At 42.0% G+C, this 20835-nt stretch carries 26 protein-coding genes; 15 read left to right on the top strand and 11 right to left on the bottom strand.

Annotation, left to right across the window (positions count from 1 at the left end):
• Positions 1-7 precede the first annotated feature (7 nt).
• Positions 8-469 carry an aspartate carbamoyltransferase regulatory subunit gene (pyrI, locus tag F0226_RS10040; protein ID WP_171735500.1) on the top strand — a complete coding sequence of 154 codons (462 nt, stop codon included), beginning with the start codon at positions 8-10 and terminating at the stop codon, positions 467-469.
• Positions 470-604: 135 nt separating this feature from the next.
• A complete protein-coding gene (locus tag F0226_RS10035; RefSeq protein ID WP_137375200.1) occupies positions 605-994 on the top strand; it encodes a RidA family protein in 390 nt (129 codons plus the stop codon).
• A gap of 122 nt (positions 995-1116) precedes the next feature.
• On the opposite strand, the gene F0226_RS10030 is transcribed toward F0226_RS10035, so the two are convergent.
• The 8 genes from F0226_RS10030 to mlaF all read right to left on the bottom strand — a co-directional run bounded on the left by F0226_RS10030 (position 1117) and on the right by mlaF (position 6583).
• Positions 1117-1842, bottom strand: coding sequence for a 1-acylglycerol-3-phosphate O-acyltransferase (locus F0226_RS10030; RefSeq protein WP_171735499.1), 726 nt, complete (start codon positions 1840-1842; stop codon positions 1117-1119).
• A gap of 163 nt (positions 1843-2005) precedes the next feature.
• On the bottom strand, positions 2006-3271 hold the full coding sequence (gene murA / locus F0226_RS10025) for a UDP-N-acetylglucosamine 1-carboxyvinyltransferase (RefSeq protein ID WP_171735498.1): 1266 nt from the start codon (positions 3269-3271) through the stop codon (positions 2006-2008).
• A gap of 8 nt (positions 3272-3279) precedes the next feature.
• Entirely contained in the window at positions 3280-3534 is a 255-nt protein-coding gene (gene ibaG, locus F0226_RS10020; RefSeq protein WP_137375197.1) for a BolA family iron metabolism protein IbaG, read from the bottom strand.
• A gap of 13 nt (positions 3535-3547) precedes the next feature.
• Positions 3548-3856 carry a lipid asymmetry maintenance protein MlaB gene (locus F0226_RS10015; protein ID WP_171735497.1) on the bottom strand — a complete coding sequence of 103 codons (309 nt, stop codon included), beginning with the start codon at positions 3854-3856 and terminating at the stop codon, positions 3548-3550.
• Positions 3856-4512, bottom strand: coding sequence for a phospholipid-binding protein MlaC (locus F0226_RS10010; protein ID WP_171735496.1), 657 nt, complete (start codon positions 4510-4512; stop codon positions 3856-3858). The genes F0226_RS10015 and F0226_RS10010 overlap by 1 nt, the downstream gene beginning before the upstream one ends.
• 4 nt (positions 4513-4516) lie before the next feature.
• Complete coding sequence (gene mlaD, locus F0226_RS10005) at positions 4517-5005, bottom strand: outer membrane lipid asymmetry maintenance protein MlaD (protein ID WP_171735495.1); 489 nt, start codon at positions 5003-5005, stop codon at positions 4517-4519.
• A gap of 2 nt (positions 5006-5007) precedes the next feature.
• On the bottom strand, positions 5008-5787 hold the full coding sequence (gene mlaE, locus F0226_RS10000; protein ID WP_171735494.1) for a lipid asymmetry maintenance ABC transporter permease subunit MlaE: 780 nt from the start codon (positions 5785-5787) through the stop codon (positions 5008-5010).
• 1 nt (position 5788) lies between these two features.
• Positions 5789-6583: a phospholipid ABC transporter ATP-binding protein MlaF gene (gene mlaF / locus F0226_RS09995; protein WP_171735493.1), complete on the bottom strand. Its 795-nt coding sequence runs from the start codon at positions 6581-6583 to the stop codon at positions 5789-5791.
• 264 nt (positions 6584-6847) lie between these two features.
• On the opposite strand from mlaF, the gene F0226_RS09990 reads away from it, so the two are divergent.
• The 12 genes from F0226_RS09990 to mgtE all read left to right on the top strand — a co-directional run bounded on the left by F0226_RS09990 (position 6848) and on the right by mgtE (position 16174).
• Positions 6848-7813, top strand: coding sequence for a calcium/sodium antiporter (locus F0226_RS09990; RefSeq protein WP_171735492.1), 966 nt, complete (start codon positions 6848-6850; stop codon positions 7811-7813).
• Positions 7814-7858: 45 nt separating this feature from the next.
• A complete protein-coding gene (gene kdsD / locus F0226_RS09985; RefSeq protein ID WP_171735491.1) occupies positions 7859-8830 on the top strand; it encodes an arabinose-5-phosphate isomerase KdsD in 972 nt (323 codons plus the stop codon).
• Positions 8830-9387 carry a 3-deoxy-manno-octulosonate-8-phosphatase KdsC gene (kdsC, locus tag F0226_RS09980; RefSeq protein ID WP_171735490.1) on the top strand — a complete coding sequence of 186 codons (558 nt, stop codon included), beginning with the start codon at positions 8830-8832 and terminating at the stop codon, positions 9385-9387. The genes kdsD and kdsC overlap by 1 nt, the downstream gene beginning before the upstream one ends.
• Positions 9384-9947, top strand: a complete 564-nt coding sequence (gene lptC, locus F0226_RS09975) for an LPS export ABC transporter periplasmic protein LptC (protein ID WP_171735489.1) — start codon at positions 9384-9386, stop codon at positions 9945-9947. Before kdsC ends, lptC begins: the two co-directional genes overlap by 4 nt.
• On the top strand, positions 9928-10422 hold the full coding sequence (lptA, locus tag F0226_RS09970; RefSeq protein ID WP_171735488.1) for a lipopolysaccharide transport periplasmic protein LptA: 495 nt from the start codon (positions 9928-9930) through the stop codon (positions 10420-10422). The genes lptC and lptA overlap by 20 nt, the downstream gene beginning before the upstream one ends.
• A 21-nt stretch (positions 10423-10443) precedes the next feature.
• Positions 10444-11169, top strand: a complete 726-nt coding sequence (gene lptB, locus F0226_RS09965) for an LPS export ABC transporter ATP-binding protein (protein WP_137375186.1) — start codon at positions 10444-10446, stop codon at positions 11167-11169.
• Positions 11170-11224: 55 nt separating this feature from the next.
• Positions 11225-12697, top strand: a complete 1473-nt coding sequence (locus F0226_RS09960; protein ID WP_171735487.1) for an RNA polymerase factor sigma-54 — start codon at positions 11225-11227, stop codon at positions 12695-12697.
• A gap of 62 nt (positions 12698-12759) precedes the next feature.
• Positions 12760-13047, top strand: coding sequence for a ribosome hibernation promoting factor (hpf, locus tag F0226_RS09955; protein ID WP_171735486.1), 288 nt, complete (start codon positions 12760-12762; stop codon positions 13045-13047).
• Position 13048: 1 nt separating this feature from the next.
• Positions 13049-13507 carry a PTS IIA-like nitrogen regulatory protein PtsN gene (ptsN, locus tag F0226_RS09950; RefSeq protein ID WP_137375183.1) on the top strand — a complete coding sequence of 153 codons (459 nt, stop codon included), beginning with the start codon at positions 13049-13051 and terminating at the stop codon, positions 13505-13507.
• Positions 13508-13511: 4 nt separating this feature from the next.
• Positions 13512-14375 carry an RNase adapter RapZ gene (gene rapZ, locus F0226_RS09945; protein WP_171735485.1) on the top strand — a complete coding sequence of 288 codons (864 nt, stop codon included), beginning with the start codon at positions 13512-13514 and terminating at the stop codon, positions 14373-14375.
• Between the two features lie 9 nt (positions 14376-14384).
• On the top strand, positions 14385-14660 hold the full coding sequence (locus tag F0226_RS09940) for an HPr family phosphocarrier protein (RefSeq protein ID WP_171735484.1): 276 nt from the start codon (positions 14385-14387) through the stop codon (positions 14658-14660).
• Positions 14661-14818: 158 nt separating this feature from the next.
• Positions 14819-16174, top strand: coding sequence for a magnesium transporter (gene mgtE / locus F0226_RS09935; protein WP_171735483.1), 1356 nt, complete (start codon positions 14819-14821; stop codon positions 16172-16174).
• Between the two features lie 178 nt (positions 16175-16352).
• Here mgtE and pmbA read toward each other — a convergent pair whose 3' ends face one another.
• Positions 16353-17696, bottom strand: coding sequence for a metalloprotease PmbA (pmbA, locus tag F0226_RS09930; protein WP_171735482.1), 1344 nt, complete (start codon positions 17694-17696; stop codon positions 16353-16355).
• Between the two features lie 117 nt (positions 17697-17813).
• Between pmbA and yjgA the strand changes: the two genes are divergently transcribed.
• Positions 17814-18338: a ribosome biogenesis factor YjgA gene (gene yjgA, locus F0226_RS09925; protein WP_137375178.1), complete on the top strand. Its 525-nt coding sequence runs from the start codon at positions 17814-17816 to the stop codon at positions 18336-18338.
• 161 nt (positions 18339-18499) lie between these two features.
• Here yjgA and thiQ read toward each other — a convergent pair whose 3' ends face one another.
• Together thiQ and thiP are read right to left on the bottom strand one after the other, a co-directional pair.
• Positions 18500-19204 (bottom strand): thiamine ABC transporter ATP-binding protein, encoded by a 705-nt coding sequence (gene thiQ, locus F0226_RS09920; protein ID WP_171735481.1) that lies wholly within the window; start codon positions 19202-19204, stop codon positions 18500-18502.
• Positions 19204-20817 (bottom strand): thiamine/thiamine pyrophosphate ABC transporter permease ThiP, encoded by a 1614-nt coding sequence (gene thiP / locus F0226_RS09915; RefSeq protein WP_171735480.1) that lies wholly within the window; start codon positions 20815-20817, stop codon positions 19204-19206. The genes thiQ and thiP overlap by 1 nt, the downstream gene beginning before the upstream one ends.
• Positions 20818-20835: the final 18 nt, after the last annotated feature.

The raw sequence follows: 20835 nt of genomic DNA, 5'->3' as shown, positions 1-20835 counted from the left end.
ATATACCATGACAAAAGAAACTCAATTGCAAGTTGAAGCAATCAAGAATGGCACCGTGATTGACCATATTCCTGCAAATATCGGCATCAAAGTTCTAAAACTTTTTGATATGCATAACTCGAATCAACGAATCACGATTGGTCTAAACCTTCCTTCTTCAGCTTTAGGTGGAAAAGACTTACTAAAAATTGAAAACGTCTTCGTTACGGAAGAACAAGCGAATAAGTTAGCTCTGTATGCACCGCATGCTACTGTTAACCAAATAGAAGACTACAAAGTCGTTAAGAAGCTTGCTTTAGAACTTCCTGAGCAAATCAATGATATTTTTGAATGCCCAAATACCAACTGTATTACGCATAATGAACCCGTTGAAAGTAGCTTCAAGGTCTTTGAGAAGAAAGAAGATATTCGCTTGAAGTGTAAATACTGTGAGAAAGTTTTCGCTCGTGAAATCGTAACAGAAAGATAAAGCCAGTTTATTCATCGCTGCGAATGTCAAAACTATGAAATACCTCGCCTGTGCGGGGTATTTTACTCTTTACCAATCGAAAATTTGGAGGCACACTGAATTTCGATTTTTATCTCATAACTGATGGAATAACCCATGACTAAAGTACTTCATACAGAATCTGCTCCAGCAGCAATCGGCCCATATGTTCAAGGTGTTGATCTTGGCAATATGGTACTGACTTCAGGTCAGATTCCAGTAAACCCAGCAACGGGTGAAGTGTCGGAAGACATCGCAGTACAAGCTCGTCAGTCTCTAGACAATGTTCAAGCTGTTGTTGAAGCGTCTGGTCTAACGGTAAAAGATATCGTGAAACTAACGGTATTCGTAAAAGACCTAAATGATTTCGGAACTGTAAATGAAGTTTACGGTAAGTTCTTCGACGAACACGGTGTAGCAAACTACCCTGCTCGCTCTTGTGTTGAAGTTGCTCGTCTACCAAAAGATGTTGGTATTGAAATCGAAGCTATTGCGGTTCGTAAATAAGTTTCAAGCTCTCGAATGGACATTCAAGCCAAGTCACTGCTCTTGCTTAGTTAGTACATTCATGAGAAACAAAAAAGGTTGCCCTGTCGGCAACCTTTTTTATTGTCTGTCGTAAAGCTTAATTATTTGCGATTAAGCTCAACCACTTCTTTATCTAATGCTTCCAGCTTATTTTTCATTTGCTCTCGGCACTGATTCGCTAATTCGCGTACGTTCGATTTGTCATAACCTTCAACGCTAACTGGCGGCAACATTTCAACGATAACATGACCGTTATTCCAGCGGTTTAATTTAACATCACCAGTCGAGCTACAAACGATTGGAATAATCGGTAAACCAGCCCCAATAGCAGCATGAAATGCACCTGTTTTAAATGGTAGTAACCCGCGTCCGCGTGAACGAGTACCTTCAGGGAACATCCAAACCGATACATCGCTTTCTTTTAAGCTGTTCACAACCTGATCGATAGTGCCAACTGCTTTGCTTCTATTTGCACGGTCAATAAGGATGTTACCCGTTAGCCAATAAAGCTGACCAAACAAAGGCATCCAAACTAGGCTTTTCTTACCTACCGTCACAACTTTAGGCGTCACTGCTGATGAAATAGTGAACAAATCCCAGCTATTCTGGTGGTTGGCAACGTAGACATGCTGACCACGAGAATAAGCATCTTCAGGAATGCGTAACTCTAACTTCATACCAAATATTTTGGACATGTAACCGAAGTAACGACCAAAAGTAAAAACATGCTTTGGGTTACGCGGGCTTAATAAGCAGTAGCCACAACCAAATACAAACATAAGAATCGCAAAAATAGCGAGGGCAAAAATACGTAGTATTGCTATCATCTTGTTCTCCAGAAACACCTTTACTGAACATCGATCAAAGTGAGATTCACGATGCTAAAAACCATAAGGTGCAACTATAAATAAATACATCTATAAAAAAGCCGAAACCAAGGTTTCGACTTTCTATTTTTATCGTTTAAATCATCATTCACTAGCGTATTGGCTAGTTTGAATCACGAAAACGTTCGATATTTGCGCCTAGGGCAGACAGTTTATCTTCAATCTTATCGTAGCCACGATCGATATGATAAATGCGGTCTACGATAGTTTCACCTTGAGCAATACAGCCCGCGATAACTAAACTTGCAGAAGCACGTAGATCGGTCGCCATAACTTGTGCACCACTTAACTGAGGCGTGTCACCACAAATCGCAGTGTTGCCTTCAATTTCAGCTTTGGCACCCATACGCTGAAGTTCAGGAATATGCATAAAGCGGTTTTCAAAAATAGTTTCAGTGATAACACCACTACCTTTCGCCATCATATTCAGCAAAGTAAATTGCGCTTGCATATCTGTAGGAAAACCAGGGTGAGGTGCTGTTACGATTTTCACCGCTTTCAGCTCACGACCCGTCATATCCAAGCTGATCCAATCTTCGCCTGTTTCAACTTTCGCACCAGCTTCTTCAAGCTTCGCTAATGCTGCTTCAAGAAGATGAGCGCTAGTGTTACGACAAACCACTTTTCCGCCAGAAACGGCAGCAGCAACTAAGAAAGTCCCGGTTTCAATACGGTCTGCAACCACAGCATGTTTACCACCACCAAGGCGTTCAACGCCTTCAATAGTAATAGTATCTGTACCTGCACCTGAAATCTTAGCGCCTAACTTATTTAGGAAGTCAGCAGTATCAACAATCTCTGGCTCACGAGCCGAGTTATCAAGTACTGTTTTACCTTCAGCCAATGTTGCTGCACACATGATAGTTATAGTGGCACCTACGCTCACTTTATCCATCACGATGTGCGCGCCTTTAAGGCGACCATCAACACTTGCTTTAACGTAACCGTCTTCTAATGTGATTGTTGCACCCAGTTGCTCAAGACCGTGGATATGAAGATCCACAGGGCGAGCACCAATCGCACAACCACCAGGAAGTGATACTTGACCTTGACCAAAACGAGCCACCAATGGACCTAAAGCCCAAATAGATGCACGCATCGTTTTCACTAAGTCATACGGAGCACACAGTTCATTGATCTCACGACCATCAACATGAACACTACCGTTACGTGATACTTTTGCACCTAATCGCTTAAGCAATTCCATCGTGGTATCAATATCACGAAGGTGAGGTACATTACTTACTTCCACAGGTTCTTCTGCAAGAATAGAAGCAAATAAAATAGGAAGCGCAGCATTTTTTGCGCCTGAGATCGTTACTTCGCCATTAAGTGGCTTATCCGATCCAATAACTCGAAACTTTTCCATCATAAACCTTACAGAGACATCAGTTTCTTATCGCGTTCCCACTCTTCTGGCGTATAAGCCTTGATAGAAAGAGCGTGGATATCATTACGTTGAATGTATTCCATCAGAGGACCATAAATAAGCTGCTGTTTTTTTACTCGGTTCATACCGTCAAAACAAGCATCGATTGCAACCACTTCATAGTGGCTACCTTCACCTTTTACGATAAGTTCTTGTAGGCCCAACGCCTCTGTTAATAATTCTTGTACTTTTGTGCTGTCCACAAATAGCTCCTGCCTAATCTTTTAAGTGTTTTGCCATCAATGGCTGGATATTGCTCAATTGGAACAACGTTCGTAATTGTTCTGGCACGAAACTGAGCATTATATGACAGTTTTGATTTTTTGCATGCTCTATTAAGTGAATTAGCATCACCATTCCAGCCGAATCAATGCGATTTACTTGATTTAAGTCGACTTGCACTTCAGATTCAGTCGTTTTCCACCTCTCCAATGTTAACCATAGCGACGGAACTGACTCTCTATCTAAATCACCAGAGAGTTGGAACTCATTTAAGCTTGCAGATTTCCATTGAGGGTGTGACATTATTTTACCCCTTCAAAACGAATCGGCTGCTTTGCTAAACGGTCTAAATCTTCAGCCACTGAAACAATACCTTGCTGACGAATTTTACTGTTCCATTCTGACTGCTTACTAGAAAGTAAGCTAATGCCTTCCGCAATCATATCAAACGCTTTCCACTCGCCAGATTTTTTATCTTTACGCAGCTTAAATTCAAGTTTGATATTAGGCCGTGGAGCCGCAACAATATCGACTTTAACACTAGTAATACGAGTGCCTTCTTTTAACTTAGCTTCTGGTCCAAATTCAATTTTTTGGTCAGTGTACTGAGTCAAAACTTGCGCATACGACGTCACTAGATAACCATAAAAGGCATCAATAAAAATACGTACGTCTTTTTTATCCGCACCTTTTAAATTTGGACCGAGAAGCTTTAATGCCGCATATTGAGAATTGACGTATGGCATCAACTCTTCTTCAACGATGACTTTCAATAATTCAGGATCATTCTGAATATTAACTTGCTCGTCTTTCAATCGAGAAAAAGCTTGGTCAGCGACTTGCTTCATCATCTGATAAGGCTGAGTTTTATCTATCGCTTCTTTTTTATCAGTCGACTCTGCAAAAACGTTTACAGAAAAAAGCAAAACCGTCAGGGTTATAAATAATTTCTTCAGCATGTCATTATTCCTTTGTCGTTTCTTCAGAACCGCCAACGCTATATAGAACTTGACCGATCAAATCTTCAAGTACTAAAGCAGATTTAGTATCCTCAATGAAATCGCCATCAATTAGCATTTCTTCATCTTCGAATACAAAGCCAGGCACTAAGCTAATGTATTGCTCACCGATCAATCCTGAAGTCAAAATCTTCGCGCTTGAAGTTTCTGGAAATTGTGAATATTTCGCATCAATAGAAAGGTTAACAACGGGTAAATAACTTTCTTTGTCTAATTCAATACTCGTAACACGACCAACAACCACACCGCCAACTTTGACAGGTGAACGTACTTTCAAGCTACCAATGTTGTCGAAGGTCGCCTTTAAAGAGTAAGTATGGTTTGAACCAAGCCCTTTTACGTCAGCGACTTGAAAAATCATGATTAAGATTGCGCAAATTCCGGCGATAACAAAAGTACCGACCCATAATTCTAGTTTTCGTGTTTGTTGCATGATTAATTCCCGAACATCAGTGCTGTAAGAACAAAATCTAGCCCCAATACAGCTAGAGAAGAGTGCACAACTGTGCGTGTAGTGGCGCGGCTAATACCTTCGGAAGTCGGTATCGCATCGTAACCATTAAATAGAGCAATCCAAGTTACTGTAATAGCAAAGAACATACACTTAATTAAGCTGTTACCTATGTCTCTACCTAACTCAACAGAAGACTGCATAGCAGACCAAAAGCTGCCGTGATCAATTCCTTTCCAGTCAACACCAACAAGTTGACCACCCCAAATACCCACCGCCATAAAAATCATGGCAAGCAGTGGCATCGAAATCAATCCAGCCCATAAACGAGGAGCGATTACTCGCTTTAAGGGATCAACTGCCATCATTTCTAAGCTAGATAATTGCTCGGTCGCTTTCATCAAACCGATTTCAGCCGTTAAGGCTGAGCCAGCACGCCCGGCAAAAAGCAGAGCCGTCACAACCGGTCCTAGCTCACGCAGTAACGATAGTGCCACCATTTGTCCAAGGCTACCTTCAGCTCCATAATCGATGAGAATTACGTAGCCTTGTAAGCTCAGAACCATCCCGATGAAAAGTCCAGAAACGATAATAATCGCAAGGGACTGAACACCGACGCTGTAAAGCTGCTTAACTAATAGAGGGAAGTTTTTTAAACGAGGGACTCCGGCTAGGGCTCCGAATAACATTAGACTTGCACGCCCAAAAGCTTCACAAATGGCTAATGCTCTTTGTCCAACGCTCGCGATATAATTGGAGATCATTTTAGAACAAGTCCTCTTCAATACTTTGAGCGGGGAAACGGAAAGGCACAGGACCATCCGCATCACCTTGTAAGAATTGCTGCACTCTTGGATCGTTACTTTGGCGCAATTCCTCAGGAGAACCACTAGCAATGACTTTTCCGTCTGCGAGTAAATAGACAAGATCGGCAATACTCATTACTTCAGGAACGTCATGTGAAACGACTATCGATGTCAAATCCAATGCCTGGTTCAAGCTACGGATAAGCTTAACTAAGACGCCCATTGTAATAGGGTCCTGCCCAACAAAAGGTTCGTCGTACATGATAAGTTCAGGATCAAGCGCAATAGCACGTGCTAAAGCTGCACGTCTTGCCATGCCGCCAGAAAGCTCACTCGGCATAAGTTGTGCAGCGCCGCGAAGCCCTACCGCCTCAAGTTTAAGCATGACAATAGAATGAATAAACTTTTCACATAATTCTGTATGTTCGCGTAGTGGGAACGCGACGTTATCAAATACAGTTAGATCCGTAAAAAGCGCACCTGACTGAAACAGCATGCTCATTTTTTTACGGGCTTGATATAACTTTCGGCGCGACAGTGATGGAATGTCATCACCATCAAACCACACCTTCCCCGTATTTGGAGGTAACTGACCGCCAATAATACGCAATAAAGTTGTTTTACCTATACCTGATGGTCCCATGATCGCAGTGATCTTACCTTTAGGTACGAGTAAGCTAATGTCATCAAAAATAGTTCGTTCGCCGCGAGAGAACGTTAAGTTCTCTACTCTAACGAGTTCATTATTTCTCATAGTATGGCTCTATCCTTGATCTAAAAAGCATCGTTAATTCGGTTCATGATAAGCACTATGTATAATAATTAAAAGCACTGTTCGATTTATTCTAGTGCTCATCCAACCTCTTCTAAATAATAAAATTCATGATTATTTTTAAAAGCGATGAAGTTTGTTTACAGCTAACCAACAATTAATTGAAACAGTGGCTTCCCTTTTACTTAGCAACAAGTCAAAATTAGCGGTTAATTACCCCCTTTTAACTCATTTGTAGGAATCATCATGCTTGAAGCCATCGCGTTTCTAATTGTCGGTCTTGTTTTTTTAGTTTGGAGTGCAGATAAGCTTGTATATGGTGCTGCTGCTCTTGCTCGTAACGTAGGTATTTCACCTCTTGTTATTGGTATGACAATTCTGGCTATGGGTTCTTCTGCTCCTGAAATGATGGTTTCCGCCACAGCAGCTTTAGATGGCAAAACCGATACTGCGGTTGGTAACGTTCTTGGTTCTAACATTGCTAATATTGCTCTTATCTTAGGTATTACCGCGCTGATTAAACCGCTTTCAATCAGCTCTGGCGTTATTCGAAGAGAACTTCCACTAATGATTGGTGTCACCTTATTAGCAGGGGCTTTATTATGGGATAATCACCTTGGTTTCTATGAAGGCGTCCTTCTATTTGTGCTTTTTGCCGCATTCTTAATAGCTATGTTACAGATTAGCCGTAAAGAAAAAGTGAATGGTGATGCTTTTGTTGATGAACAAGAGTCAGAAGTTCCTGAAGGGGTGAGTAATCCAAAAGCCATTATGTGGGTAGTGATTGGTTTGATTATTCTTCCGCTAGCTGCCGACATGCTTGTCGATAACGCAGTCGTTATCGCGAAATATTTTGGTATGAGTGATCTTGTTATCGGTCTAACTATCATTGCAATTGGTACAAGTTTACCTGAATTAGCCGCCTCTCTAGCAGGTGTTATGAAAGGTGAAGACGATATGGCTGTGGGTAATATCATTGGTTCTAACGTATTCAACATCCTTGCGGTAATGGGCATTCCAGGTATTTTAAATCCATCAATTCTAAGTGAATTTGCAATGGGTCGTGATTTTTGGGTAATGCTAGGCGTTTCGCTATTACTCGTACTAATGGCGCTTGGTAAGTCTCGTAGCGTTAACCGTATTGAAGGTGGCGTTCTAGTCACACTGTTCCTTGCATACCAAGGTTACTTGCTAATGAATATGACGGCTTAATCACGCTTTATACAACGAACAAAACCTAATTTTCTGGAGTATTTGATGTCTCAGTCATTCGATTATCGCAGTGTCGCTAAACAAGTATTAGAGACCGAGATTGCGGGTTTAACTCAACTGGATCAATATTTTAATGAACAGTTTTGCCAAGCCTGTGAACTCATCCTTAATAACAAAGGCAAAGTTGTTGTTATGGGTATGGGAAAATCAGGACACATAGGCAAGAAAATAGCAGCAACGCTTGCCAGTACCGGCACTTCAGCATTTTTTGTACACCCAGGAGAAGCCGCGCATGGTGATCTTGGGATGATAGAGCCTGGTGATATTGTTCTCGCTATATCTAACTCTGGCGAGTCAGGGGAGATATTGAGCCTTTTCCCTGTTCTTAAGCGATTAAATATCCAAATTTTGAGCATGACAGGCAAGCCAACTTCAAACATGGCAAAACTGGCGGATATTCATTTGCAAATAACCGTGCCAGAAGAAGCCTGCCCATTGGGTTTAGCACCAACAACAAGTACAACGGCCACACTGGTTATGGGAGACGCGCTCGCGGTTGCTTTGCTTCAAGCAAGGGGCTTCACTGCTGAAGACTTTGCCTTATCACACCCAGGCGGCGCTCTAGGCAGAAAGTTACTATTAAAATTAGAAGACATCATGCATACAGGAGAAGCTCTGCCAATAGTCTCTCCTGAAGCATTAGTCCGTGATGCCTTGCTAGAAATATCTCAAAAAGGCTTAGGCATGACTGCGATTGTCGATAACGCAGGTATTATGGTCGGAATATTTACGGATGGTGACTTAAGACGCATCCTCGATAAACGCATAGATATCCATACTACCGCCATCGGTGAAGTCATGACACCGAAGCCAACCGTCGCTGAGCCAAACATGCTAGCGGTTGAAGGTTTAAACCTTATGCAAGATAAAAGCATCAATGGTCTAATGCTATGTCATGAAGGAAAGCTTGTCGGTGCGCTTAATATGCATGACCTATTAAAAGCAGGAGTAATGTAATGACTCAATCGGTTCAAACATTATATGGCGAAGTTGACTCTAACGTATTCAATATCGCAAAAGGCATTAAGCTACTTATCTGCGATGTAGATGGCGTTTTTTCTGACGGTCGTATCTATATGGGAAATAATGGTGAGGAATTAAAAACCTTCCATACCCGTGATGGTTATGGTGTTAAATCTTTAATGAATGCTGGGATTGAAATCGCCATCATTACAGGTCGAAAATCACAAATTGTCGAAAACAGAATGAATGCACTTGGTATTAAGCTCATTTACCAAGGTCAAGATGACAAAGTAAAAGCGTATCAAGATATTTGTACCAAGCTATCTGTTGCACCTGAACACACAGGTTACATTGGTGATGACTTGATCGATTGGCCTGTCATGGAACAGGTTGGTTTAAAGGTCTGTGTTGCCGATGGTCATCCTTTATTAGCACAGCGCGCTAACTACGTTACCACTATCAAGGGTGGTCATGGCGCGGTTCGCGAAGTCTGCGACCTGATCTTACAAGCAAGAAATGAACTTGATATGCATAAAGGCTTAAGCATATGAGTTTGTCTCGTATTATCTATTTAATACTAGTCTTTGTGTGTTCTTGGTCTACATATTATTTGTATGATAAATCTCAGAGCCATACAATACAGGTTGCTCCAAACTTGGAATTACCTATATTTAGCGGTAAAAATCTAGACAACATTACCTATAACCAACAAGGTATCCGCAGTTACGAAATTGAATCGAGCCATTTAGAGTATTTTTCAAAAAGTGGCGATACTATTTTTGAAAACCCGGTTTTATCGGTCTTTCGAGACGGTCATACGATTGAATGGCAAGTCACTGCAAGGCGTGCTGTTATGAGTGAAAAGCAAGAGCTAACACTCTATGATAATGTTGCCATTAAGAACCTATTACCAGAAGCAAGCTTTGATACAATGACAACGAACAAGCTTGCCATTGAGTTAACAAATCGAGATTTTAGATCAGAAACAGCAGTTCACATGATCGGTCCATTATTTGAAACAGAGGGACAAGCTATGGAAGGTAACTTCGATAGCAATACTGCAACCCTCTTAAATACTGTCCAAGGTAGATATGAAACTCTTACACCTTAGCCTACTTGCCTTTGCTTTTGCGTCACCTAACGCTTTAGCCTTAGCTTCTGATACTGAGCAACCTGTTTATATTGATTCAGACAGCCAACAGCTCGATATGAAAAGTAATAAAGTGACTTTTCAAGGCGATGTAAAGCTGAAGCAAGGCAGCATTAATATCAATGCAGATAAAATAATTGTGACTAGAGATGCCACTACTGGTGAGATCGCTGCAATTAATGCTTTTGGCATACCAGCAACATTTTCACAGCTCACAGACGATGGAAAAACACTTGATGGCAAAGCCAATAATCTAAACTATCAATTGCAAACCGATAAGCTGATCATGACTAAAAATGCGCAACTGTCTCAAGATGGAAATACCATTAGCGGTTCAAGCATTACTTATCAAATTTCGTCACAAAAGCTCGTCGCTGATAGTGATAAAGATGAGCGAGTAACCACTGTATTACAGCCAACTCAAGTGAATAAATAACGGCGTAAGTGACCAAAAATTATGGCAATACTAAAAGCACAAAACCTAGCAAAAACATACAGTAAACGTAAAGTTGTTACTGATGTAAGCTTGCAAGTCGAATCAGGGCAAATTGTCGGTTTACTCGGGCCTAATGGTGCGGGTAAAACTACCTCTTTTTATATGATTGTAGGTCTAGTTGCTCGTGATGAAGGCACGATAAGTATTGATGACAATGACATCAGTATTTTGCCTATGCACAGCCGTTCGCGTTTAGGTATTGGCTATTTGCCTCAAGAAGCATCCATATTCCGTAAGCTTTCCGTTGAACATAATATTATGTCGGTTCTTCAGACTCGTGATGAACTGACTCATGAACAACGCCAAGATAAGCTTGAAGATCTTCTTGAAGAATTCCATATCCAGCACATCAGAACCAGTGCAGGCATGGCGCTATCAGGTGGAGAACGACGCCGAGTTGAAATCGCAAGAGCACTTGCAGCAAACCCGCAGTTCATTTTACTTGATGAACCTTTCGCCGGTGTTGACCCAATCTCCGTCATTGATATCAAAAAAATCATTGAACATTTGCGAGATAGAGGTTTAGGCGTCCTCATTACAGACCATAACGTACGCGAAACATTAGACGTATGTGAAAAGGCATACATCGTGAGCCAAGGTCATCTTATTGCCGAAGGAACACCTGAAGACGTTCTCAATAACGAACAAGTAAAACAAGTTTATCTAGGTGAACAATTCCGTCTATGATTAGATAGAGAACATCAAGAAAGTCTAAAAATAATAATTAGGTAAGTACTACTGAATGAAACCCTCATTACAACTTAAGCTTGGCCAACAGTTAGCTATGACGCCTCAATTGCAGCAAGCCATTCGCTTGTTACAATTGTCGACTCTGGATTTACAACAAGAAATTCAAGAAGCGTTAGAGTCAAACCCATTACTTGATGTGGAAGAAGGTGGTGAAGACACACCTTCAACTGATGACAAAGCCACAAGTGAAGCAAAGGAAAACTCAGCAGACACTCCAGAAGCAACATCTGAGCCCGACTTACCTGATAGCTCTGACCTTATCGAAAAATCTGAAATTGGTAATGAACTAGAAATAGATACTACCTGGGAAGATGTTTACAGCTCCAATACGGGTAATACCGGTATCGCAATTGACGATGACATGCCCGTTTATCAAGGTGAAACAACCGAAAGCCTTCACGACTATTTATTATGGCAACTTGACCTCACCCCCTTCAGTGAAACGGACCGAACGATTGCGCTAGCATTAATTGATGCCGTTGATGACCACGGCTACTTAACGGTTTCACTTGAAGATATTTTAGAAAATTTCAATAGTGAAGATGTTGAACTTGATGAAATTGAAGCCGTTCGTAAACGCGTTCAACAATTTGATCCTCTCGGTGTTGCATCCATAAATTTACAAGATTGCTTATTACTTCAACTGGCGACCTTCCCTGAAGAAACACCTTGGTTGAATGAAGCAAAACTGGTTTTATCCAATCATATCGACCAACTTGGTAACCGAGACTACAAGCTGGTTATTAAAGAAACCAAACTAAAAGAAGCAGAGCTACGTGAAGTTCTGCAGCTAATTCAACAACTCGATCCAAGACCTGGTAGTAAAATCACACCAGATGAAACTGAATATGTTGTGCCAGATGTCTCTGTATTTAAAGATCATGGCAAATGGCTAGTAACCATCAATCCAGACAGCATTCCAAAATTAAAAGTGAATCAGCAATATGCTCAATTAGGTAAAGGCAACAGTGCCGACAGCCAATACATACGCTCGAATTTACAAGAAGCAAAATGGCTAATTAAAAGCCTAGAAAGCCGAAATGAAACCTTGCTCAAAGTATCAAGGTGCATTGTAGAACATCAACATGGTTTCTTTGAATATGGTGAAGAAGCCATGAAACCAATGGTACTAAATGATGTGGCTTTAGATGTCGATATGCATGAATCTACGATCTCTCGTGTTACCACTCAAAAGTTCATGCACACACCGCGCGGCATCTTCGAACTAAAATATTTCTTCTCTAGCCATGTCAGTACAGATAATGGCGGAGAGTGTTCATCTACAGCAATTCGCGCTTTAATCAAAAAGTTGGTCGCGGCAGAAAATACAGCCAAGCCTCTTAGCGATAGCAAAATTGCTGCCTTACTGGCTGACCAAGGAATTCAGGTAGCTAGACGGACAATAGCAAAATACCGTGAATCCCTGGGCATTTCCCCCTCGAGTCAGCGTAAACGCCTGTTATAAGCTAATTGAGTAGCTATCTACTTAGTAGCGGTAATCAGGCAACCAACTGAAAAGGAAAGTCTATGCAAATCAATATCCAAGGCCACCACGTTGATCTTACCGATTCAATGCAAGACTATGTTCACTCTAAATTCGAAAAACTTGAACGTTTCTTTGATCATATCAATAACATTCAAGTTGTATTACGAGTTGAGAAAGTAAATCAAATCGCAGAAGCTACTTTGCATGTCAATCAACATGACATCCATGCTACTGCGACTGATGAAAGCATGTATGCCGCCATAGATGCTTTAGTCGATAAACTCGTTCGCCAACTCAATAAGCACAAAGAAAAGTTAAGTAGCCACTAACATGCAATTAAGCGAAGTACTTTCATTGAACTGCACCAAAAGTGCAGTTCAATGCACCAGTAAAAAAAGAGCCCTAGAGCTAATTAGCCAAATAGCAGCAGAAAACAGTGGGCAAGATTCTACTGAACTTTTTGAATGCATGCTAAGCCGTGAAAAAATGGGTAGTACAGGCATTGGTAATGGTATCGCCATTCCACATGCGCGTATGAATGCTAGCGATAAAGCCATCGCGGTTTTATTACAATGCCAAGATCCTATCGAGTTTGATGCCATCGATAATCGACCTGTAGATCTTCTCTTTGCACTGCTGGTTCCTAGTGAACAATGTAAGGAGCACCTCAAAACGCTTTCTTGCATGGCAGAAAGACTCAATGATAAACAAACCTTGAAACAGCTCCGTAACGCCCAGAGCGATCAAGAGCTTTATGAGATCATGACTAATGTGCAAACCTGCGAGTGATAAGATGAGATTAATCGTTGTCAGCGGTCAGTCTGGTGCAGGAAAAAGTGTGGCGCTTCGTGTTTTAGAAGACTTAGGCTATTACTGCGTTGATAATTTACCTGTTACTTTGCTGAGTGCCTTTGTTTCTTCCATTAAAGACAGTAACCAAAACGTAGCAGTCAGTATTGATATTCGTAATTTGCCTGAAGAGCCGACTTTAGTTTCGGATGCTCTAGATCAGATAAAAGCGTCGAACGACATTGATGTCGATGTTTTATTTTTAGATGCGGACAAGACAACCTTACTCAAACGCTACAGTGAAACACGCCGCATTCACCCTTTATCACTCAGCTCTGAAAAGCTTTCTCTTGATCAAGCAATCGAGCTGGAAAAAACACTTCTATCTCCACTCATTGAACAAGCTAATCTCGTTTTAGACAGCAGTAATCAAACCCTCTATGAGCTAAGTGAAACTGTTCGTTTAAAAATTGAAGGCAAAGAAAAGCAAGATCTCATCATGGTATTTCAGTCGTTTGGGTTTAAATACGGTCTTCCAAGCGACGCGGATTATGTCTTCGATGTTCGATTCCTGCCAAATCCACATTGGGAACCAGCTTTACGCCCAATGACAGGTCTCGATGCACCTATCCATTCATTTCTTGAAAAACATAAAGAAGTGATTGAACTCAAGCAGCAGATCCAAGGTTTTGTTGAGCAGTGGCTACCTATGTTAGAGAAAAACAACCGAAGCTACCTCACTGTCGCAATTGGTTGTACTGGCGGAAAACATCGTTCAGTCTACCTGACGCAAAAAATTGGTGAATATTTCTCTGAACTCGGTCATCAAGTTCAGATCAGACACGCCTCTTTAGAAAAAAACCAATAGAGACTAAGCATGGAACTAACGCGAACGGTATTAATACAAAATCGACTTGGTTTACATGCAAGGGCTGCAGTAAAGCTTGTCGAACTTGCACAGAGCTATACTGCGACCATTACCGTCCATAGTGAAGAAGAAAAAACAGCTACAGCAGACAGCGTAATGGGGCTCTTAATGCTTGAATCCGCTCAAGGACAGAACATCACAATTCAGGCATCAGGCGTCGATGCTCAAGAAGCTTTAGACGCAGTTTGTCATTTAATTGAAGATAAATTTGATGAGGGCGAATAGCCCCATTTTTTCCATGTATTTACATCCCGTCAGCGCCTTCATATTCGTACTTCAATTATTCTCAATTTAATTCCCTAACGTAATAAGTTCTTATTAAATAAGGGCTAGAATTAAGTTACTATTCGAAACATTGTAATAATAACGACTTAGGGGGCAGAATGGCCGAACAATTAGAATTTGACCAAGCTCACCAAACCCTACAAGAAGTCAGCGAAGCCTTAGAGAACGGTCGTTTTGTCCATGTACGCCGACAACTTCAGGATATGGAACCTGAAGATATCGCACACCTTTTAGAAGCATCCCCGCGAAAAAGCCGTGAAGTACTTTGGCAACTCACTGACCCTGAAGACTACGGTGAAATTCTTGATGAACTCAACGAAGACGTAAAAGATGCGTTGGTGTCCAAAATGGCACCTGAAACACTCGCAGAAGCAACTGAAGGTATGGAAACCGATGATGTTGCCTACGTACTTCGAAGCTTACCTGATGATGTATCTCGTGAAGTCCTATCTCAAATGGACTCGGTTGATCGGGCTCTTGTCGAAACAGCTCTGTCTTACCCGGAAGATTCTGCTGGTGCATTGATGAACACCGATGTAGTCACCATTCGTGGTGATGTCGATATCGATGTTGTACTTCGTTATATGCGAATGCGCGGTGAATTACCTGATGCAACAGATGCACTTTATGTCATTGATGAAGAAAACCGATTAATCGGTAACTTATCGCTCACTGCGTTGATAACCAATCAGCCTGATGTGCGAGTTTCTGAAGTCATGGAAAATGCCGACGAAGCCATTACCGTTGAAACCAGCGCGTCTGATATCGCCAGCCTTTTTGAGCGTCGAAATTGGGTCTCAGCTCCGGTTGTCGATGAAAATCAACACCTAGTCGGTCGTATTACGATCGATGACGTTGTCGATGTCATTCGTGAAGACGCCGAGCACTCGATGATGAGCATGGCAGGTATGGATGACGATGAAGATACCTTTGCACCAGTAGTGAAATCAGCACGTCGTCGAAGTGTCTGGCTAGGGGCAAACGTGCTTGCTGCACTTGCTGCAGCCTCGGTTTCCAACATGTTTGAAGCCACTTTAGATCAAATGGCTGCCATTGCTGTATTAATGACAATTGTCCCTTCTATGGGTGGTGTGGCAGGTAACCAAACGGTCGCTCTAGTGATTCGTGGTTTAGCTCTGGGTCACATCGGTGATAGTAATAAACGCGAACTACTCCTAAAAGAAGCAGCAATTGGCTTTCTAAATGGTGTGCTTTGGGCGGTGATCATTGGTGGTATTGTGGTTGCTTGGAAAGGTAACTGGATACTTGGTGGGATCATCTCAGCAGCAATGATGACAAACTTAATCGTAGCCGGAATTGCAGGGGTAACTATTCCTGTCATGCTTAAGAAAATGAATATCGACCCTGCACTCGCTGGCGGTATGGCACTCACGACGGTTACCGATGTGATTGGTCTATCGGTATTCTTAGGATTAGCAACTGTTCTTATCTAAATTTATCGTACTTGGCTCATCTATCTAGCTGAGTCATTTAACTCGTTCATTTAGAGAATACACTTAAGGCAATACCAAGTTTTAAATCTTAATAAACAAGCACTCACGACCAAGCACTGAATACCAAGTACAAAAAGGGAGCATAATCGCTCCCTTTTCTTTATCTGAAGTGACTAACTTACTCGCCAGCAACTTTCATTGATTCCAATAAAATAGAACCCGTTTGAATCTGTGAACGCGTTTCCACGTCATTACCAACGGCAACAATTTGGGTAAACATATCTTTCAAATTACCCGCAATCGTCACTTCTGATACTGGATATTGAATCTCACCATTTTCAACCCAAAAACCAGCAGCACCACGAGAGTAATCACCAGTTACGGTATTAACACCCTGCCCCATTACCTCAGTAACAAGAAAGCCAGTACCCAGCTCTTTCAACATCTGCTCAAAGTTTTGACCTGTCGATTTCACGAACCAGTTGTGAATACCACCAGCGTGACCTGTTGAAGTCATATCCATTTTACGCGCAGCGTAGCTCGTCAGGAGATAAGTCGCTAACACACCATCAGTAATGATTTCACGATCTTGAGTGAAGACGCCTTCACTATCAAAAGGGCTAGAAGCCAAACCGCGTAAAACATGTGGTTTTTCAGAAATATTAAACCACTCAGGTAAAATTTGTTTACCTAGGTGATCCAATAAGAATGAAGACTTGCGATATAGATTGCCACCACTGATAGCCATCACTAAATGACCAACGAGACCTGTTGCAACATCAGGAGCAAACATGATCGGGTATTTACCCGTTGCTAGCTTTCTTGCATCTAAACGGCTAACGGTTTTTTCTGCCGCTTCTTGACCAACACGCTCAGGCGTCCACAAATCATCACGGTGACGAGCAAGCGTATAGCTGTAGTCTCGCTCCATTTCCCCATTTGCACCTTCACCAATCACACAACAGCTCGTGCTGTGACGACTTGAAGCATAGCTGGCTAATAATCCATGGCTATTACCATAAACCTTCACACCGTAATGGCTGTCGTAACTTGCACCATCACTTTGCTTAATCTTGTCACTATAAGCCAGAGCTTGTCTTTCTGCTGCAATAGCAATCTCAGCGGCAGTATCAGGGTTAGGTTCGTCAGGGTGGAATAGGTCAAGGTCAGGAATATCTTGAACCATTAACTCTTTAGGTGCAGGACCTGCATATGGGTCTTCAGAAGTGTACTGGGCAATATCTAATGCAGCAGCAACAGTCTGAGCGATAGCTTTTTCACTAAGATCAGATGTTGATGCGCTGCCTTTCTTCTGACCGCGATAAACAGTAATACCAAGCGCACCATCACTATTAAATTCAACGTTTTCCACTTCACACATGCGAGTAGAAACACTTAATCCCGTTGATTTAGTTATTGCGACTTCAGCAGCGTCTGAGCTGACTGATGCCATGTCTAATGCTTTCGCTACTGCGGCTTCTAACTCAACGCGTTGCTGAGCGACTTGCTGTTTCACATCCATATCTAATCTAATTTTAAGTATCAATATTCGTTAGGATAACAAGAATTTCGCATTCTCCCCAAGATTCTTGCTAAAATAGGCGTATATTCGTTTGAGATAGTGATATAGGCAGAAAAGATGGCTCGCAAAAACCAAAAAGCCCCATGGGAACCAGAAGAAGAAATCATCTGGGTAAGTAAGACAGAAATGAAAACGGACATGGACGCCCTGCAAAAGCTGGGAGAAGAGCTTGTTGAACTAAAGCCTTCTATTCTTGATAAGTTTCCTTTGTCTGAAGATCTGGCTTTAGCGATTAAAGATGCACAGCGCTTTAAGAACGAAGCAAAGCGACGTCAGCTTCAATACATTGGTAAAGTAATGCGCAATGTAGATCCTGAGCCAATTCAAGCGGCTTTAGATAAGATTCGCAACAAACACTCTCAAGCAACTGTTGAACTGCACAAACTAGAACAACTGCGTGACCGCGTTGTAGCAGAAGGCGATAAAGCTATTTCAGAAGTGATGGACATGTACCCTGAAGCAGACCGTCAACGTCTTCGTCAGCTCGCTCGCCAAGCTAACAAAGAGAAATCAGCGAATAAGCCAGCTAAATCTTCTCGTGAGATTTTCCAAATCTTAAAAGAGTTAAAGCTAGGCGACTAACCTTCGCCTCCCTTGACTAAGAAAGATAATCAAAGACCTAGCACATGCTAGGTCTTTTGGTTTTAGAAGTTCTTATTATTCATATGTACTGAAGTATTAAGATATACCGAGTATTAATATGTACTTAGCCTCAATATGTATTGAGTATCAAAGTTCAGTCATCACTCACCCGCTTTAACAAATGAGCTCAATTCTTGCTGTGGATGATCAGCCGTCAGTACTTCTATCGAGTCTTCAACCAGCACCTTACCAAGAGCCACAAAAACAAACTTATTCGCGATACTGCGTGCATCACCTAAATGGTGAGTCACCATCAAGACCGTAATATTTCGCTCTGCCGCCAATCGCTTCACTAGGTTAAGCATTTCCTCACGAAGCAAAGGGTCAAGTGCTGAGAAAGGTTCATCAAGTAACCAAATATCATGCGGCTGAACAAAACAGCGGGCAAGCGCGACACGCTGACGTTGACCGCCAGATAAATGCTCCGGCAATCTATCTAAATATTCCGCCACTCCAACTTGTGCTGCAGCCTGCTCAACTTCGAGCTTTTGGGTTACTGTAAGCTTTAAACCCGGATGCAACCCTAAGCCAATATTTTCACGTACCGTGAGGTGGGCAAACAGGTTATGTTCTTGAAACAACATAGCCAATGGGCGTTGATGCGCTTCTTTACCAATAAGCGATTGCCCTGCCACAGAGATCTCACCCGATGTGGGCTCGATAAATCCCGCAACCAGCGCCAATAGTGTAGATTTACCAGCACCGCTCGGTCCCATCAAAGCGACAATGTCGCCCTGCTCAGCTTGAAAATCAAAGCGAAACAACTCTCGGTGATAGTGGTAGTTCACCTCTTTCATCACTAACATTATCGGTTCCTTAACTCTTTAGCGTTGGGATTTGAATTTCGAGTAAATAAGAATTCAATCAGACTGAAACTACCCACACTCAGCAACAATAAACTCACAGAAACCACCGCAGCCGCTTCCATTTGATAACTGCCTAACAACTGGAATAAATACAAAGGTAGCGTTCTAAAATCATGACTGCCAAATAAGGCAATTGCGCTTAAGTCACCAATAGCAAGCATAAAGCTAATCGCAAACGCTTGTGCCATCGGCTTTCTTAATGCTCGCCACTCCACCAGCCTAAATCGAGTCAGCCCTGTCATACCCAAACTTGGGCACAAGTATTGGTATTGCTGTGCTAGGTGCAACATAGGTTGAGCAAGGGTTTTAATCACGTAAGGCAATGCCATTAAGCTATTAACCGCAACCACAACGAAAAAGGCTAAGCTAAAAACATCGGTAAATGATCGAAGTAACAAGAATAAACCAGTACTGATCACTAGCCCTGGTGTCACCAAAATAATGGTGCCCACTAATTCAATTTTATCGGCTTTGAAGTTTTTGCCATGCAAACGCCAAGCTCGGCTAGTTATAAGAATCGCGATACCAATGATCATCGCAATAGTACTGGCAAGCACCGCCACTTTTAATGAAGTTCCGAGAGCTGCCCAAAAAGGCGTACTGGTTAAGACAGTGAAGCCTTGCGCATTAATACCACTGATGATGACCATGATTAAAGGTGGTAACACAAGCAATGAGACTACGATGATCCAAAAGCTATCCCACCCTTTTGACCAATAGGTATCTTTCACTAAGTACTTATCATCAGACTGTTGGCTAGGAGTAACAGAGATCGGTTTAGAGAAGCGTTGAATACTGATCGCGAGGACACCACACAATAGCATTTGCCAAATCGCCAGTATCGCCCCCGCCTGCAAATCAAAATCAAACTTAATCGCTTGATAAATGGCGAGTTCAATAGTGGTCGATTTCGGACCACCTCCCAGCGCCATGACAGTTGCAAAACTAGTAAAGCAAAGCATAAACACTAAGCCACAGACATGGGGAAGCTGCTGGCGTAACCTCGGCCATTCTACCCATTTGAATTTATCCCAGTGCGTCATTCCTAAATGAGCACACAGCTTGTGCTGTTCTGCAGGCACAGTCTCGATAGCTTGTAATAAAAGTCGGCTCGCATAAGGTAAATTGAAAAAGACATGCGCAAGCAAAATGCCATTAAGACCGTAGATAGAAAATGGGAGTTTAATATCAAATTGAGCGAGCCCTTTCGCTAGCCAACCACTGTTGCCATAAATCGCTAGAATCCCAAACACACCAACGAGAACAGGAAGCACCAAGGTAGAGGCAAAAAGCCGCAATAGAATACTTCGCCCAGGGAACTGCCTACGAGATAAAGCATGAGCAACAGGAATAGCAAAAAGCACACTCAATAACATCGAAAGTGTAGCTTGATAGAAACTGAATTTTGTTACATGCCAATAGTAAGGGTCTGACCATACTTGGCTTATATCAAGAGAAGGGGCATTGCTAAGCAATGCCCCTACTGATGAAATAACAAAAGCGGCAATGAGTAACGCAACCCATAAGCCAATCTTTGGAATCGAATTTAACATGTCGCTCCGTTAAAAATG

Source organism: Vibrio sp. 99-70-13A1, assembly GCF_013114625.1.
Classification (GTDB): domain Bacteria; phylum Pseudomonadota; class Gammaproteobacteria; order Enterobacterales; family Vibrionaceae; genus Vibrio.
The sequence above is the reverse complement of the archived record's forward strand: the minus strand, read 5'-3'. Positions and strand labels throughout refer to the sequence as shown.